General features: G+C 35.9%; 11 protein-coding genes. 7 read left to right on the top strand and 4 right to left on the bottom strand.

Annotated features, from left to right (window positions below; translation table 11 throughout):
• Positions 1 to 71: 71 nt before the first annotated feature.
• The 3 genes from F927_RS09280 (at position 72) to htpG (ending at position 4,610) form a co-directional block, all read left to right on the top strand.
• The gene (locus tag F927_RS09280) at positions 72 to 1,436 is read left to right on the top strand and encodes a Na+/H+ antiporter family protein (protein ID WP_004637649.1); all 1,365 of its coding nucleotides are present in this window, start codon (positions 72 to 74) and stop codon (positions 1,434 to 1,436) included.
• 482 nt (positions 1,437 to 1,918) lie between these two features.
• On the top strand, positions 1,919 to 2,521 hold the full coding sequence (locus F927_RS09275) for an OmpW/AlkL family protein (RefSeq protein ID WP_004637650.1): 603 nt from the start codon (positions 1,919 to 1,921) through the stop codon (positions 2,519 to 2,521).
• 169 nt (positions 2,522 to 2,690) lie between these two features.
• Positions 2,691 to 4,610 carry a molecular chaperone HtpG gene (gene htpG, locus F927_RS09270; protein WP_005083903.1) on the top strand — a complete coding sequence of 640 codons (1,920 nt, stop codon included), beginning with the start codon at positions 2,691 to 2,693 and terminating at the stop codon, positions 4,608 to 4,610.
• 100 nt (positions 4,611 to 4,710) lie between these two features.
• Here htpG and F927_RS09265 read toward each other — a convergent pair whose 3' ends face one another.
• The 3 genes from F927_RS09265 to F927_RS09255 form a co-directional block, all read right to left on the bottom strand.
• On the bottom strand, positions 4,711 to 5,847 hold the full coding sequence (locus F927_RS09265; protein WP_005083899.1) for a hypothetical protein: 1,137 nt from the start codon (positions 5,845 to 5,847) through the stop codon (positions 4,711 to 4,713).
• A 211-nt stretch (positions 5,848 to 6,058) separates the two neighbouring features.
• Positions 6,059 to 7,471 (bottom strand): hypothetical protein, encoded by a 1,413-nt coding sequence (locus tag F927_RS09260; protein WP_005083897.1) that lies wholly within the window; start codon positions 7,469 to 7,471, stop codon positions 6,059 to 6,061.
• Positions 7,472 to 8,028: 557 nt separating this feature from the next.
• Complete coding sequence (locus F927_RS09255; protein ID WP_005083895.1) at positions 8,029 to 8,724, bottom strand: DsbA family oxidoreductase; 696 nt, start codon at positions 8,722 to 8,724, stop codon at positions 8,029 to 8,031.
• 176 nt (positions 8,725 to 8,900) lie between these two features.
• Between F927_RS09255 and F927_RS09250 the strand changes: the two genes are divergently transcribed.
• Together F927_RS09250 and F927_RS09245 are read left to right on the top strand one after the other, a co-directional pair.
• Entirely contained in the window at positions 8,901 to 9,650 is a 750-nt protein-coding gene (locus F927_RS09250; RefSeq protein ID WP_005083893.1) for a hypothetical protein, read from the top strand.
• A gap of 115 nt (positions 9,651 to 9,765) precedes the next feature.
• Positions 9,766 to 11,571 (top strand): ABC transporter ATP-binding protein, encoded by a 1,806-nt coding sequence (locus tag F927_RS09245; RefSeq protein WP_004637656.1) that lies wholly within the window; start codon positions 9,766 to 9,768, stop codon positions 11,569 to 11,571.
• A gap of 78 nt (positions 11,572 to 11,649) precedes the next feature.
• Here F927_RS09245 and F927_RS09240 read toward each other — a convergent pair whose 3' ends face one another.
• Complete coding sequence (locus F927_RS09240) at positions 11,650 to 12,351, bottom strand: YidX family protein (protein ID WP_005083891.1); 702 nt, start codon at positions 12,349 to 12,351, stop codon at positions 11,650 to 11,652.
• 301 nt (positions 12,352 to 12,652) lie between these two features.
• On the opposite strand from F927_RS09240, the gene F927_RS09235 reads away from it, so the two are divergent.
• Both F927_RS09235 and F927_RS09230 read left to right on the top strand, forming a co-directional pair.
• Positions 12,653 to 13,168 (top strand): hypothetical protein, encoded by a 516-nt coding sequence (locus tag F927_RS09235; RefSeq protein ID WP_005083888.1) that lies wholly within the window; start codon positions 12,653 to 12,655, stop codon positions 13,166 to 13,168.
• Between the two features lie 129 nt (positions 13,169 to 13,297).
• Positions 13,298 to 16,210 (top strand): HD domain-containing protein, encoded by a 2,913-nt coding sequence (locus tag F927_RS09230; RefSeq protein WP_005083887.1) that lies wholly within the window; start codon positions 13,298 to 13,300, stop codon positions 16,208 to 16,210.
• The last annotated feature ends 22 nt before the right edge of the window (positions 16,211 to 16,232 follow it).

Genomic DNA, 16,232 nt, shown 5'->3' with positions numbered 1-16,232 from the left:
AAACACCAGATAGCAATCGCTCAATTTAAACTCTGCTAAAATGGCGCCCTCGTTTCATTTAGTTCAGAGTTATGTTTGCAATTATTGCAGCGGTTGCTGTCATGTTCGGCCTCTCCTTGGGGCGTGTTCCAGTGGTATTTGCATTGGTCATTGGTGCTTTGACTGGCGGCTTATTGGCTGGTTTAGGGCTACAAGGCACTTTAGATGCATTCAACAATGGTTTGGGTGGTGGTGCGAAAATCGCACTCGCTTATGGTGTTTTAGGTGCGTTTGCCTTAGCTTTGGCTCGTTCGGGGTTGCCTGATCTTCTGGCCTATAAACTGGTTAAAAGTCTTAAAAATGATGCAGATATTCGTGCGCAAAAGCAGGTGAAATTTCTCATTTTTAGTACTATCGGACTCGCTGCTATTGCATCGCAGAATGTTATTCCTGTACATATCGCTTTTATTCCTGTACTCATTCCACCGTTACTCATTGTGTTTAATCATTTACGGTTAGACCGTAGAGCGGTAGCTTGCGTGCTTACATTTGGCTTAGTCGCAACTTATATGTTCTTGCCGATGGGATTTGGCGCAATATTTTTGAATGATATTCTCGCACATAACATCAATCATTTTGGTCAGAGTTATGGTTTGCAAATCAGCAATGATCAAATTCCTCGCGCTATGATTATCCCTGTGGGGGGGATGTTTCTTGGCATGTTGACTGCTTTATTTGTGAGCTACCGTAAGCCACGAGTATATGAAGATAAGCCCTTGCATAATGTGACACGAAGTATCGTGGGCGAAATGGCACAGGAGCAACAAGCACCACAAATTGCACGATTTACCTTATTTATGGCAGCTTTTGCCGTGATTGCAACCATTATTGTTCAGCTTTACTCGGATTCTATGATTGTTGCTGGATTAGTGGGCGTTGCAATTCTGAGTTGTGCTGGGATTTTTAAATGGAAAGAAGCTGACGATGTTATCGTGAGTGGAATGAGAATGATGGCATTGGTCGGCTTTACCATGATTGCAGCTCAAGGTTTTGCTGCGGTGATTGAGGCAACACATCAAGTTCCTGAGTTGGTAAAAGCGACTGCAGGATGGATTGGGGATAGTAAGGCACTTGCTGCTTTTGTGATGTTGTTGGTTGGATTATTGATTACTTTAGGGATTGGTTCTTCATTTTCCACGGTGCCAATTTTGGCAATCATGTATGTACCTTTGTGTTTGCAATTCGGTTTTAGTCCTATGGCAACAATTGCGCTTATAGGAACGGCCGCTGCTTTGGGAGATGCAGGCTCACCAGCATCCGATTCAACTCTAGGGCCGACTTCAGGTTTAAATATCGACGGGCAACATGATCATATGCGAGATACGGTTGTCCCGACATTTTTACATTTTAATCTGCCATTATTGGTTTTTGGGTGGATTGCAGCGATGGTTCTATAGGAAAGAATAAAGAAGGCTCTTTTAGGGCCTTCTTATATTAAGAAATAATAAAGTATAAAACTCAGATTAAAAGATATTTTCTATTCGCTAATTAATAATCGAAACGATTTTAAAAAGATGGAGGATAAAAATAGATAAAAACTTAATAATTGGGTATTAAAGTGACATTTTTTGACTTTGTTGTGATTTCTTTTTCATTTATTTTATAAATTTAAACTAAAATATATAAAATAAATTCTATTTAAAACGATGTGTTTTTAATGATTAAAGTTGATAAAAAAGCTTGGTTTTCATATGTTTAAACTAAACTAAAATGCTAGGGTTTGGTTTTTGTTACATATATTTACAAATATATATCCTTTTGAATCATATGCTTGAAAATATGATTAAAATAGTCAGAATTAATATGTATTGCATAATTTCAAAACTCATGATTATTATAAATATGTAAGTTTTTATTTTTTATTAAAGAGGTTATTTAAATGTTAAAAAAATTATTAGTTGTTAGTTTATTGGGGATGTCTTCAACTGTTTTTGCTGGAGGTTTCCAGGTTAAAGTCGGAGCAAGTGTTATTGCTCCAACAGATAAAACAACCATAGCTGATGTGGGAACTTTAAAAGCAGATTATGAATTTGCTTTTACACCGTCAGTCGAGTACTTTTTCGGGGATACACCATTCTCAGCTGAATTATTACTAGCAACACCAATATCACATGATGTTTCTTTAGACGGAACGAAAGTGGTGAAGCTCAAACATTTACCACCTACCATTACTGCCAAATATAATTTTAAGAACTCAACTGCTTTTACGCCTTATATCGGTGTGGGTGGAACCGCATTTCTTGCATGGGATGAAAAAACAGTCGGTCCGTTATCAGGTGAGAAAATTAAAGTGAAAGATGACTTCGGTTTTGCGGGGCAACTCGGTTTTACTTTCCAGCCTGCTGATGCGAAAAATTGGGGGGTATTCTTTGATGCACGTTATGCTCAATTAAAGCCTGAAGTAAGATTAAATGGTACAAAACTGACTGACTTAGATATCAATCCAATGGTATATACACTTGGTTATAGCTATAAATTCTAAGCTTCATTCGTTCTTTAAAACCTCACAAATGTGAGGTTTTTTTGTGGTTATGATCTTAATTTTGGATTGATTCGATGTAAAAATTCAAAAACAAGCATTGAAAAATTGGAGTTATCCACCATTCATAAATCATTGCAAATAGATAAGCCTCACAAATAAGGAGTGATGTATGAGTGAACAAGCCTCACAGAATTATAGTTTCCAAGCTGAAGTTGCTCAGTTATTGCATTTAGTGACGCATTCTCTCTATTCCAACCCAGAAATTTTCTTGCGTGAACTCATTTCGAATGCGTCAGATGCTTGCGATAAATTACGCTTTGAGGGGATTAATCACCCTGAATATTATGAAAATGATCCAAACTTACGTGTGCGTGTAACACTTGATAAAGACAATAAGACACTGACAATTTCTGATAATGGTATTGGTTTAAGTCAGCAGGAAGCGATTGATAACCTCGGAACGATTGCAAAATCAGGTACCAAGGATTTCATGTCTAAACTAACAGGTGATCAAAAAGCAGATGCGCAGTTGATTGGTCAGTTTGGTGTGGGCTTTTACTCAGGTTTTATTGTTGCTGATAAAATTACCGTTGAATCTCGTCGTGCGGGTTTGGATGTAGCAGAAGGTGTACGCTGGATCAGTGGTGGAACAGGTGAGTTTGAAGTTCAAAGCATCGATAAAGAAACCCGTGGTACCGATATTATTTTACATTTACGTAATGATGCACTTGAATACTTAGAATCTTGGAAAGTTAAACAAATCGTTAATAAATATTCAGACCACATCAGTTTGCCGATTGAAATGCAAAAAGAAGTCTGGCAAGAAGAAGAGGTCGCTGAGGGTGAAGAGCCAAAAGGCGGTCAAATGGTCAAAACTGATGAATGGGAAGCGATTAACTCTGCAAGTGCATTATGGACACGTAGCAAGAGTGAAATCACTGAAGAACAGTATATCGAGTTTTATAAGAATTTAAGTCATGATTTTGCTGAACCTCTCGCTTGGACACACAATCGAGTAGAGGGAAGTACGGAATATACGCAATTGCTGTACATCCCAAGTCAGGCAAAACAGGATTTATTTACTCGTGAAGCCAAAGCCGGCATTAAGTTGTATGTAAAACGTGTATTCATCATGGATGAAGCAGACAACTTGATTCCAAACTATTTACGTTTTGTCCAAGGTGTAGTGGATAGTGCCGATTTACCATTGAATGTCAGTCGTGAATTACTACAAGAAAGTCGTGATGTGAAAACCATTCGTGAAGGGAATGCGCGCCGTGTATTAACCTTATTAGATGGTTTGGCAAAATCAGAAGATGAAAAAGACCAAGAGAAATTTAAAAAATTCTATTCAGAATTTGGTTCTGTAATTAAAGAAGGTTTAGGTGAAGATTTTGGCAATCGTGAACGTATTTTGAAACTATTACGTTACGCGACGTCAAATAATGATGAGATTTCAACTTCTTTTGCGGACTACAAAGCACGTATGAAAGAAGGGCAGAAAGCAATTTATTACGTGACTGCCGATAGCTTAACGGCTGCAAAAAACTCACCGCAGCTTGAGTTGTTTAAGAAAAAAGGCATTGAAGTATTGTTAATGGCAGATCGCGTTGACGACTGGGCAATGAATTTTGTGCATGAGTTCGATGGTACACCATTACAGAATGTCTCTAAAGGCGCCGTGGACTTAGGTGATTTACAAGATGCTGACGAGAAAAAAGCACTTGAAGAAGCCGCAGAGCAATTTAAACCAGTCGTTGAGCGTTTAAGTAACTCATTAAAAGACAAAACTAAAGAGGTTCGTGTCACTACACGTTTAGTTGACTCTCCTGCGTGTTTAGTCACCAGTGAGGGTGAACTTTCTTCTCAATTGATTCGTATGCTGAAGCAAGCAGGGCAAGCAGTTCCAGAGGTCAAGCCGACTTTGGAAATTAATCCAGAGCATCCATTGGTGAAAAAACTTGAGAGCTCAGCGCAATTTGATGATCTTGCGAATGTAATCTTTGACCAAGCGGTGATTGCAGAAGGTGGTTTACCTGAAGATCCTGCTGCTTATGTGAAGCGTATTAATGAGTTGTTATTGAAGTAAAATAAATTATTCGGAAAACCTCTGCTTTGTTGGCAGAGGTTTTTTATATTTATGGATAAGTCTAAAGTTATCCACAGTAATGTCTAAAAAATCATCTTCGTTAGAATAAGGTCTCAAGACGGAGGAAGGTACTCACATAATGATTGCGATCTTCACGATGATCATTAAAGTAGTTTAGGTCACCTTGCACATAGAACCATTCACGCCATAGCGGTTGGCGCCATGATACAAATGGACCCCAGCTATTTAAGCGTAAATCATTATCATTATAGTAACCCCCTGTATAGATGCCATAATTAAATCGATTATGCGCAAAGAATTGATGTTCACGGAAGGTACGATTATCCCATCTAAGGTCATCATCTTGCTTGTCTGCATAAGTAAGACTGAATTGATTGGATAAAAAGGGTTGATTCGGACGAGCATGGATGAGTTCTAGATTGGTACGTAGATAATTTTCACTTTTACTGCCATAACGATAGATTTGTTCAGCATTGAAGCTAAAGTCATGTTCTAACTCCCAGTTTTTCTTTGCTCTCAATCGCAGATAAATATCACTACCAGACCGGAGACCAAGATCAGCATTGGTTTCAAAGGGGAGTCTTTTTGATAAATCAGAGAAACGTAATGCAACAGAGCCATTACTATCGCGAGTTTGTTTTGAGCTAAATCTTTTATCTGGATCTTGATTCGGTTGCTGGTTAATACTGCTGATATGATTATCGAACTCATCATCTAAAGAGTCATCGCCAAAAACTAAGCTTAACCGTTTTTCCAGAGTCGGTAATTTGATCTTACCGCGAATACGTGGTTTAACCTCATAGTTGTCATATTCATTCCAGTAATTATCAAGCATGACGCGAATTGTTGCTGAAGCTGGTTTATCTGGATCAATTTCACCAAACCAATTATCAATTTTCACTGACGTGCGATCTGCCCATTCTCGGATATGGCGTTGTTGTTTATCCACCCATGTCTTATCTTCTGTTTCCTTAATAGGTGGCACAACGGGTTGATTCGATTGCTCAGGGAATACTGTCGGTGTTGCATCTACAAATTTGGGAATATAACCTAACCAGCTTTCTGTAGGTGCCGTATGAGCGGGAGATGTTGGAGTTTGTTGCTGCACAATCGTATCCAAATCTGTTTCTGCATAGCAGGTATTGATCGCAGCCAAAGATAATGTTGCGAAGCAATAAAATAAAGGTGTTGATACCGTTCTGATAGAAATTGCCATAATGCATGCTTTATATATTGTTCTTGGTTTCACTTTTGATGATTCATCTGTCAAAAGCAAGTTACAGAAACAAAAAACAGCAATTTAATTATATAAAACAAGGAAAAGGGCGGAGTAAATATATTTCTCGGCCCTTATTATCATGCTTGGTTAGAAGGTGTAAATGATCACGGTGTCGATACAATAAAACCATAAAAAAAGGTACTGTTCTTTAAGAAGACTCCGAGATCGCACTATTTTCTAAAGCTTGATATAAATCGTGTACTGAGATGGGTTGTGGTAAACGACTAATTGCTTGGCGAATCAATTGCCAGGTATAACCATCTGCTCGATCTAATAACAAATAAGGATAAGCCTGATCTTCACTGGACAGTTTGACGCGTTCAGCGCCATGAATCACACGGATTTTATGACGTTCTCTTAATAAGATAACTGGTGTGAAAAAGGTGGCGGCAGTTTCTTCAAATGGAATGAATTTTTGTGTATTGATAAATGATGCCGGAATATAAGGATAAGCACGTTGATCACGTTGCCATATCAAGCTGCCATTCATAATACATTCATTAAATAAGCTTTCATGTTGATGATAATGCTGTTTGAAATTTCTCCAGCTGGTTTGGTGGATAGAGCTGGTTTGAGTATGTTGTTGGTTGGTATAGGACTGCAAGATAGACGTTGCATATTCAGTATTATGTGTTCCTACCAAAACCACGTAATGTGAAAATTGTCCTTGAGCATACAGTTGCTCAGCAATAAAAATCTGTGTGGACTCCCAAACAGGTTGGGCTTCATTTTCCGCTTTGAGATATAACCAATCAATTTTGATGTTCTGATCCATCTCGTTGTGCATATCAACACGATATAAGGATGGAAAATGGCGAGCATTGACGCGTTCTAGGCGACAGAGAAAGCCATCTAAATTGAAATCATTTAAAGTCACAGGTTTCGCTTTGTTGAGATTGCTAGGACTACGATAAGATGATTTGATAGTCGATGGTGTGCCAGCGTGACTCTTGGTGGTGATTGGCTGAATTTTTTCTTGAATGATTGCGTCAAGCTGAGATTTGAATTGCTCTGTTTCTTCTCGGATTACCGATAAGATATCAGTTTGAGCTTGGTGATTTGTATTTGAAGATGCTTGTATAGGTTCTAAAACAGGAATCAGCGTTTCAAGTTCATGATCTGTTTTTATATATTCACTGGCATGGTTTTTTAACCATTGTAATGCATCATGGGATGATGGCATCCATGGGCTTTTCAGAAAAGATAATGCTGGACGAATCACCCAAACTTGCCAAAGTTGAGCTTGTCGTAATGCAGCCCACCCCATATCTCCAGAGGCGAATAATGCATTTTCAACACGACCCATAAAGTTATAGGTGCCTCGATATGTCATGGCAAAACCATGGTGACTCAACTCTTCGTTGGAAAACTCTTCATTTTGAATAAATGCCTTGAACGGTGTAATTTGATCTTGAAAAGTAGGATCGTCGCAAGATGCGCAAATATCTTTAATTCGTTGTTTTGCTTTCGCAATTTCAAACAGTGATGCTTTATCATCACTGAGCCCCTCAATCAGACTTTTGAGCTCATCAACCAAAAGTGCTTTCTCTAATACGTCCATCTATTGTTTCCTTAGAGATAGGCTTGAGCCTGTTCAAATAATAAATTAACCGTATAAATCGCAATGGATATACATTTTTTAAGTCAAATTGGTTCTGTTTTTTCCATGTAAAAAGTGATTCACAATAGTGATCAATCGTCTGGTTTTAGAACAACCATAAAAGCTGTAAAAACTTGTATTTTCATCACAAAAGACGTCACTTTATGACAATTATAGAAGAAAAAAAGTCAAAATCTATAGTCTGATAGTTAGCAAATACTCTCATTTGGCTAGGTGAAATAGAGATGCTGTTCATGCTTTATCCTTGAAAACAAAAACATTTTAAAAGAATAAATCGGATAAACAGATGATCAAATAGAAATGTATCTGTAAATTTATGACTAAGTTGTGAACAGTCTCACATATCAAAGATAAAAAAATTAAACAAATAAAAAATAAATCTAATCTAATAGTGATTGTTATAGTTAAAATACTGAAATAAAAAGAAAATATACTGATCTGTATAGAGGCAAGCAACGGTTTTACTTGTTGCTTGCTTATGGTTTAAACCACAATAATTATGGTTTTATTTCACATTGATCATCCTGACATTGGGCGGTCTCGGTTGATTCCACTTGCTGTGGAGCTGTAGATTGTGCTTGTTGCAGCGCCTGTAAGAAAATTTCACGTGGTTGAGCACCTGAAAGCGCAAGTTTTTGATCAAATACAAAGAAAGGTACGCCTGTGACATTTAACTGTTCACGTGCAATTTTTTCATCATGACGAACAAAATCAGCCAGTTCATCTGAGTCAAGGACGTATTCCACTTCAGCATTATCCAAACCAATGCGTGACGCAATTTCTTCGACCACTTCACGTTCACCAATCGCTAAGCCTTCAGTCATATAAGCATGGAAAAAAGCTTCTTTTGCTTCGTTACCTAAACCTTTGCTTTGCGCCAAGTGAATGATTCGATGGGCATTGAAACTATTACCAGAATTGGCTTTCTGCCATTGGAAATCAATACCTTCGGCAGCTGCCATGGTTGCAATATTACGTTCCATTTCTTCCATTTCGGCAAAAGTACGACCATATTTCTGAGCTAAACGTTCGGTATTTGATGTGTCATGCTTTGCTGGGGCATTTGGATCAAGCTCAAAGCTATGCCAATGAATCTCGAGTTCAATTCCAGCTTCTTCTGCAACATGTTCAAGACGTTTTTTACCAATATAACAAAAGGGACAAACGACGTCCGACCAGATATCTACGCGCATGGTGTTATCTCAATAATGATCATTACATCTGATAATAAGGGTGATCATGTTGAATTTAAAGCGAACATTATGTAATGCTGCATTACAAGGACTGAAATAAAAACATCTAAAGGTAGGTTGTTAAACGGATTAACATCAACTTTAGAACTAAAAATATAATTAAATTTGGAGATGATATGCGTCGTTTTTTGATATTTTTATTCATTATTATTGTCTGTATTGGTTCATTTTTCTTCTATCAGGATTATATAAAACAGCACCGACTGAATAATCAAAAAATGTTTGATGTGGTGATGGCTGAGAAAATGCGTGAACTCTATGATCAGGCCCAAGATTGGTCAACGCCTGTAGAGTTTGATGTGCATGATGATCGCTTATCTGGTGATTACCAAAAAATGTCTGCGTTTTTACTAGGATACTGGATGCAAAATGTCGAAGCTCGAAATCATTATTTGCGTGAGTTAAAAGCAGCGAAATGGGATACTTTTCTAGACGTTGAACGATTAGATCGAGATCGTACAGGGAATTATAAAGAAACAACCCAGATGTTCGTTGAGGTACGAAATGCTTCAGTACAATATGAACAACAGCGCCAGAAAATTTATTTGGATTCACTAGAACAAGTCAAAAAAATGTCGATTCAGCAAGATTTACGTCAAACTCTACTCACCAAGTTAGAAAGTAATCTGGAAATTGATTCAAATGAGGATATCTTCTCAATTGAACAGCAAATTATAGAAAAGGCCCAAGCGATGTTTGATTTATTGAAGGCACATCCATGGCAAATAAAAAATAAAATGATTCTGTTTCATGAAAATGCACCTGTGAAAAAATTTAATACGCTCTATCAGGAGGTACTTAAACTAAACAGTCAGATGAATAAAATTAAGAAAAATAATACAGAGATTTTGGAAGAAGCACTTTAGTTTTATCTGGATGTTTCGTGTCATTGCGTAGGTCTGTTTCAATGGATGGAAAATGATAACAATCTAATTGCTAATCAGATTTATAGAGGTATTGAGGAGAATAGACGTTAAAAATATGAATTTATGGCAACTTTTTACTAAAGTTAGACCCTTTGTTGCGCCGTATAAGTTATTGGTCATTGTGACTTTAATATTCACTTTGGTTGGAGCAATTACGGCGCAAGTAAATGCTTTAACTTTACAATACGCAGTTGATCAAATTAATCGTTTAGTTGAAGCCGGAGAGGGACTCGCTGAAGGTTGGTATATTTTAGTAACGATTAGCGTTATTTTGCTCACAAAAGAAATACTTAGTACATTGATTCAGTTTGGCCAAAAATTATTTGGTGAACGTCTAAGAATTATGGTGTCCCAAGATGTAGCACAAGCAATCATCGAAAAATTTCTAACTTATCGGCTTTCATTTTTTACTCAAGATGACAATCAAGCAGGAAAATTACAAACCCGTATTGACCGAGGTATTGGTTCGATTACACGTTTGATTCAAATCTTCTTCATTGACATTCTTCCATTGTTTAGCAGTGCAATTTTGGCATTGGCATTAATGTTCTATGCCAATTTCTGGATCGGGTTAGTTGCGCTGTGTATCGTACCGATTTACTTCTGGTTGACTTTTAAGCAGGCGCAAAAGTTAGGAGGTGTAAGGCGAAGTTTGCGTGATGGCCGAGAACGTAAAAGTCAGGGAATTTTGAGTATTATCAATTCGATTACGGTGATTAAATCTTTTAACCGTGAAAAAGTAGAGGCTGAAAAGCAACTGATTTTACAAAAGCAACTGACTGATAATCAGATGCATACCCGTCAAATTAGCTTTATTTTTGATGGGGTTAAAACCTTTACCGAACAAATTGGTATAGTTTTTATTATTATCCTGACCGCATATTTTGTTTTGATTGGAGATATGAGCATTGGAATGATCATGTTTCATATTTTGTTATTTAACAATGTTTCGGCTCCGATTCGTTCCTTGCACCGCATTTACGATGAGGTCAATGATGCTATGATTTATGCGGAAAGTTTTTTCCAAATTCTTCAAGCTGATGATGAAATAGAAAAGTCAGGGCAGCAAAAACCATCACTCTTGCGTGGAAAGTTTGAATTAAAGCAGGTTGATTTTTATTATCCCAATGGTTATCAAGCACTCAAGAATATTAATATGGTTATTCAACCCAATAAAATTACAGCTCTAGTTGGACTATCAGGTGCAGGAAAATCAACGTTAATTAGTTTGTTAGACAAATTCTATGTACCACAATCCGGACAAATTTTGATGGATGGTATTGATCTGAAAGATATGGATACTCAATATTTACGAGATCATATTGGTTTGGTACTGCAAAAAAATCATATTTTTCAGGGCACCATACAAGATAATATTTGCTATGGGAAAATGGATGCTAGCGAAGAGGAAATTATTCAAGCTGCAAAAAAAGCCTCGATTCACGAGCAAATTCTAAAATTACCAAAGGGTTATCAATCCGATGCATTGCTGTTGTCGGGTGGTCAACAACAACGTATTGCAATCGCACGTATGTTTTTAAAAAACCCTCCGATTATCTTCTTAGACGAACCTACCGCCAGTTTAGATGCGATTGCTACTGAACAGATTAAACAGAGTTTGGATGAAATCAAACAAGGGCGAACCGTGATCATTATTTCGCATAGTCTTTCTCAGATTATTGATGCCGACTATACCTACGTAATGCAGGATGGTGCGATTGTTGAACATGGTGAACATCATCAACTTTATCATCAGCAAGGGGTCTATAAAGATATTTTTGATGCGATGGCGAAAAGTTTAAATATCGAAAAAATTGCCAAAACTTTTGACAATGAAGGTGAAGAAGAGACGCATAGTTGATGAAATAAGATGTTCATTTTTTAAGGTTGGGTCTTTAAGTTGATTGATCACACAGACTTAAAGACCATTTGTTCAATCTTAATCAAAAATCTTTTCGGCAGCTTGGAACGGCAGGCTGACCACATCAATTGCAACAGCAAAAGGCAATAACACTAATTTCTCTAATGGGTTCAGACTAGATCGAGATTTATAACTTTCTTGTTTTTGCGTATAAATGGTGACTTGATAAGGCTTGCTTAATGCTTTTAATGAACTGAGGTTATTTGCGGTAGGATAGACGACACCAGCAAGTTTTATATCAAAACAAAAACGTTGTGCTTGCATACGTGTATCACTTGAAGATGAACACTCTTTTGCACCATTTTCAATAAAAAACTCTAAGTCTTTTTTACTTAAATCCTCTTTGAGTTTGACATAAGAAATGGGCAATGTTCCTGAAAAATGACCGTCATTTTTTTCAGAAAAGAAATTTAGATCACGAGTGATTTGAATGTTCTTGGGATCAAGCTTATTGATAATGGTCGCAAACTGACTGCCACCTTGGGTCAAAATATAACTGTTTTTTTGACCTGCAATCACAATACTATCTCTTGGTAAATTGGTAGTTGCTTGTGCTGGTCGCCCAAACGCCACTACATTGTCTTCAACTAAAGTAACCTTGGCTGTCCGTGTATACGTTTTACTGTCTTTGGTGATTAGGGTTTTGGTGGCACAGCCTGCTGATAAAAAACTTCCTGTTATTGCCAATGCAATCGTTGTTTTCGCCCATGTAGATAGCATTTATTTCTCCTAATCCTGTGAAATCGAAATTTTAAAAAAATTAATGTTTATAGTCGCAACAAAATGATAATAATAAAAATATTGACCAAATAAGATCTCTTATAACAAATGTATTTGTTTTTATAAAGATTAAATTAATTTGATAATTACATTCAATTTTGATCTTTTGGTCAAAGTTTTATTGATATTTACCGTTTATCTGAGCCTTACTGAATCAAGTCGAACTTTGTTGTAGCCTATTATTAGATGCTTTCATTTAACTCATTATATTTCTATTGAGTGACTGATTTTGGAGCGAGCCATGAATTTTCTAAAACGATCAGCTTGTATCGCCGTATTGATTGCTATGGGGCTACCAACAACGGTTCAAGCAAATGACGTTGTGACATTGCCAACCATTAAAATCATGGCCGAATCTGAGCTGCGTGAAGAGGTTGGCTTTATTCCATTTCAAGAAGATGAAAAAGTACGTGAAGCTTTGCAACACCATATTTACAAAGTACATAGTGATATGCAGAATGCTGGTGTAGATGAGGGAATAACGACAGTCAATTATCAGCCTCAAATGACAGCTCTGGATTTTTCTCAACTTTCACCTTTATTAGAGCAGCATATTTTAGCTGTGGCGAGAGGGTTACAATCCTCAGATCCGACGTCAGGTCTATTTAAAATGTTAGAACCTTTGAATATTGATCGAAATAATATCATGGGCATCCGAGATGGAACGATTAAGATCAATATGGATGATATCTTGAAATTGCAAAAGCAAATTGAAGATGGGTTGAGAGGACAACAAAACCAATTTTTCATGCCCTAAAATTTGAATTTATCTCTAAACAAGAAACCCCGCATTAAGCGGGTTTTTTTACTATTTATTAAGCTTTTTTGTTTGTAAAATAAAATTTAGCGTATGATGATCTAGTTAATATTTTTAAAAAACAATGATATGAGCACTAGACTAATTACACATTTAAAGAAAAAATGTGAAGCGGATGGTAATGTAAAAATTTTGCTTTCACAGTGGGAGTTTGACCAAAAGCTTGTAGGTAAAGCATTAGAGAATATTGGTGGTTTTTACCCGCATTTTAGCAATCATAATGCCTCACATTCACAGCAAATTTTAGTCAATATCGAACGTATTTTGGGTGATGATATTGATTTACTAAGTGCTACAGATGCATGGCTAATTCTTGAAGCAGCATATTGGCATGATGTAGGAATGTTGGTCGATGCTAAAAATGCAAAAGAAGTGCATTCAAATTCTGACTTCAATTTTATGATCCAAACGATTGCAAATGAAAAAGGGCATGATCTTCAAAAATTTTGCCAAGCTTATGTTGAGCAAGATTGGTTATCAGCAATTGGTACAGTAGATCACCCTTTTGATGGTGTAGAAAAATATCGCCAACTAATTGCTGAATGGTTTAGAAGAGGACATGACAAAAGAGTTGGAAAATTGGTTGAAGATCCTTTTAAAGATTTAGGGATAACTTCACCTAGAACAGAACTTTTACCCAACCGAATTTATCGTTATTTAGGACAAATTTGTGTTTCTCATGGTATGAATTTCGATACTTTAATGGAAACACTTCCCTATAAACAAACTGGATTGGGTACGGAAGATTGCCATCCACGTTTTATAGGATGTTTACTACGTTTGGGGGATTTGTTTGACTTAGATGACAATCGTTTTTGCCCTGTCATGGCAAAGCACGTCAGTAATATGCCGTCTATGAGTAAACACCATCATGACAAACATTTATCTTTACGTGAGTTTCAGCTAGATAAGCGAACAGTAAAACTTGTCGCAGAATGTCCTGATGAAATGTCTTATGTTGAAACTCAAAACTGGTTTGGATGGATACGTGAAGAATTTCAAAATCAAATGTCTCAATGGAATTTGATAGTACCAAACTTAAAGTTTGGTTCACTTCCAACTATCGAACAATTAGATGTAAAAATGGAGGTGAAATATGACAATGGAGTTAAGAAAGAAAAATTACTCCTAAATAATAAACCAATGAAATTTAAGTTAGACGAAAAAAATGCTATGGAGTTACTGCAAGGTGCGAACTTGTATAGTGATGAATACAGCATATATCGTGAACTTATTCAGAATTCAATTGATGCTACAATGTTAAGAATTTGGCATGAAGAAGATCAGGAAAGACTTAAAGAATTACACCCTTATCACGAAGATTTCCTGAAAATTCTAGAAAAATATCCACTTCAATTAGAAATTAATAAAGTAAAAAATATCGAAGGAACATTGGATAGTATTTGGGAGTTTCAAATTATTGATCAAGGCATTGGAATGAGTATGGTTGATCTTGGTTATATGCAGACTATGGCTGGATCAAGTAGAAATAATCATAAAAAGAAAATAATTAATGAAATGCCTCAATGGATGAGACCTTCGGGTGAGTTTGGGATAGGTTTGCATAGTGCATTTCTGTTAACAAAAGATTTGCCTGTAGACATGCAAAGTATTCGATTTGATACATGCAGCTATTTTTCTCACGATAGCTTAGATATTGAAATGTCCTCCCCTCTAGGTGGAAAGCAAGGTTATTGCTTTATAACTAAAAATGTTGGTGATAGAAGAAAAATTGGTACTACTACAAAGTTTTATATAAAAGTTAATTTTGATTTGGAAAAAATCTACGACAATGAAAAGCTTAGTTTACTGAATAATGTTGATATTTTTGAAAAAAAATGGATTCAATTTCAAATAAATAAAATATATGAGAGAGTCTTAAAATATGCACCAATTTGTACTTATGGTTTTACCAAAGAATTAATTGCAGATGTAATATGGGATAAAGAAAAGCAAGTTGCATTTTATTTGAAGCCTAATATTGAAATTGATTTATTGAGGAGTGAGTTTTTATTTAAAGGTCAAACAGTAGGAATTAATGATTATAGGGGTTACCCACTTTCGCATAGTCATAATTATGATTACATGGTTGATATATATGGTATTAGTGCAAAAAAAATATTAAATATCAGTAGAGATTTTTGGAATATTAATTTTGAATATACGCATGGTGAGTTTTTAACAGAATTATATGAAAAATTTATACGCTGTAAAAATGGAAGAGAAAATGATTTGTTGAGATTGATTTATGGCGAAGGTCACAGGTTTGAGGAATTTACTACAAATGAATGGGTAGATTATTCTATTGGTGAATATAAAATAAAAGACATATTAGGAAATGATAATTTTTATATTTTGAATGTAAGGTCGCATGAAAAAAACTATGAAGAGAAGAAGAAGTACCTTCGAAAACTTTTCTCTGATCATATAATTATTGAGTCTCAAGATGATTCTGAGGATATTCTTATCGAAGCTTTGAATAAATTTTGTCAAATTCATTCTTATGATATATATGACTTGAGAAATAAAGAGTCAAGCATACAATATCCTGAACTTGTTGGTGTAAGTTTCTATACTAAAAATAATAGCCATCCTGAAATAGTAATTGAGAATTTATATTGGGACAAAAATCAATCTATGTATTTTAGTGAAACTAAAGAAGAAAATGAGTTTAGTCTCCTATGGAGATATTTATCTAAATCAGATGAAATTGGGTGTTATGGTATTGAATATATAAGTAAAAGTTCTAATAGGACTGGTCTTTTAGATGAGTTTGAAATTCTTTTTATTCATCATGATGATGAGCCTTGGAGGGAAAAGGAAATTCTTTCACCTTATCAAAATGTAAATGGAAAGATAGAGCTTTTAGACTTAGATAGTTTAAGTATATATGTCGCCAATAGAAAGGGTGATTTAACAAATTTAGAAAAATATAAGGATACATATAGAAAATTAGTTTTAGAAATTGATAAGCATAAATAGAGAAAACCCCGCATTAAGCGGG

This window comes from Acinetobacter haemolyticus CIP 64.3 = MTCC 9819, assembly GCF_000369065.1.
Taxonomy (GTDB): Bacteria; Pseudomonadota; Gammaproteobacteria; order Pseudomonadales; family Moraxellaceae; genus Acinetobacter; species Acinetobacter haemolyticus.
The sequence above is the reverse complement of the archived record's forward strand: the minus strand, read 5'-3'. Positions and strand labels throughout refer to the sequence as shown.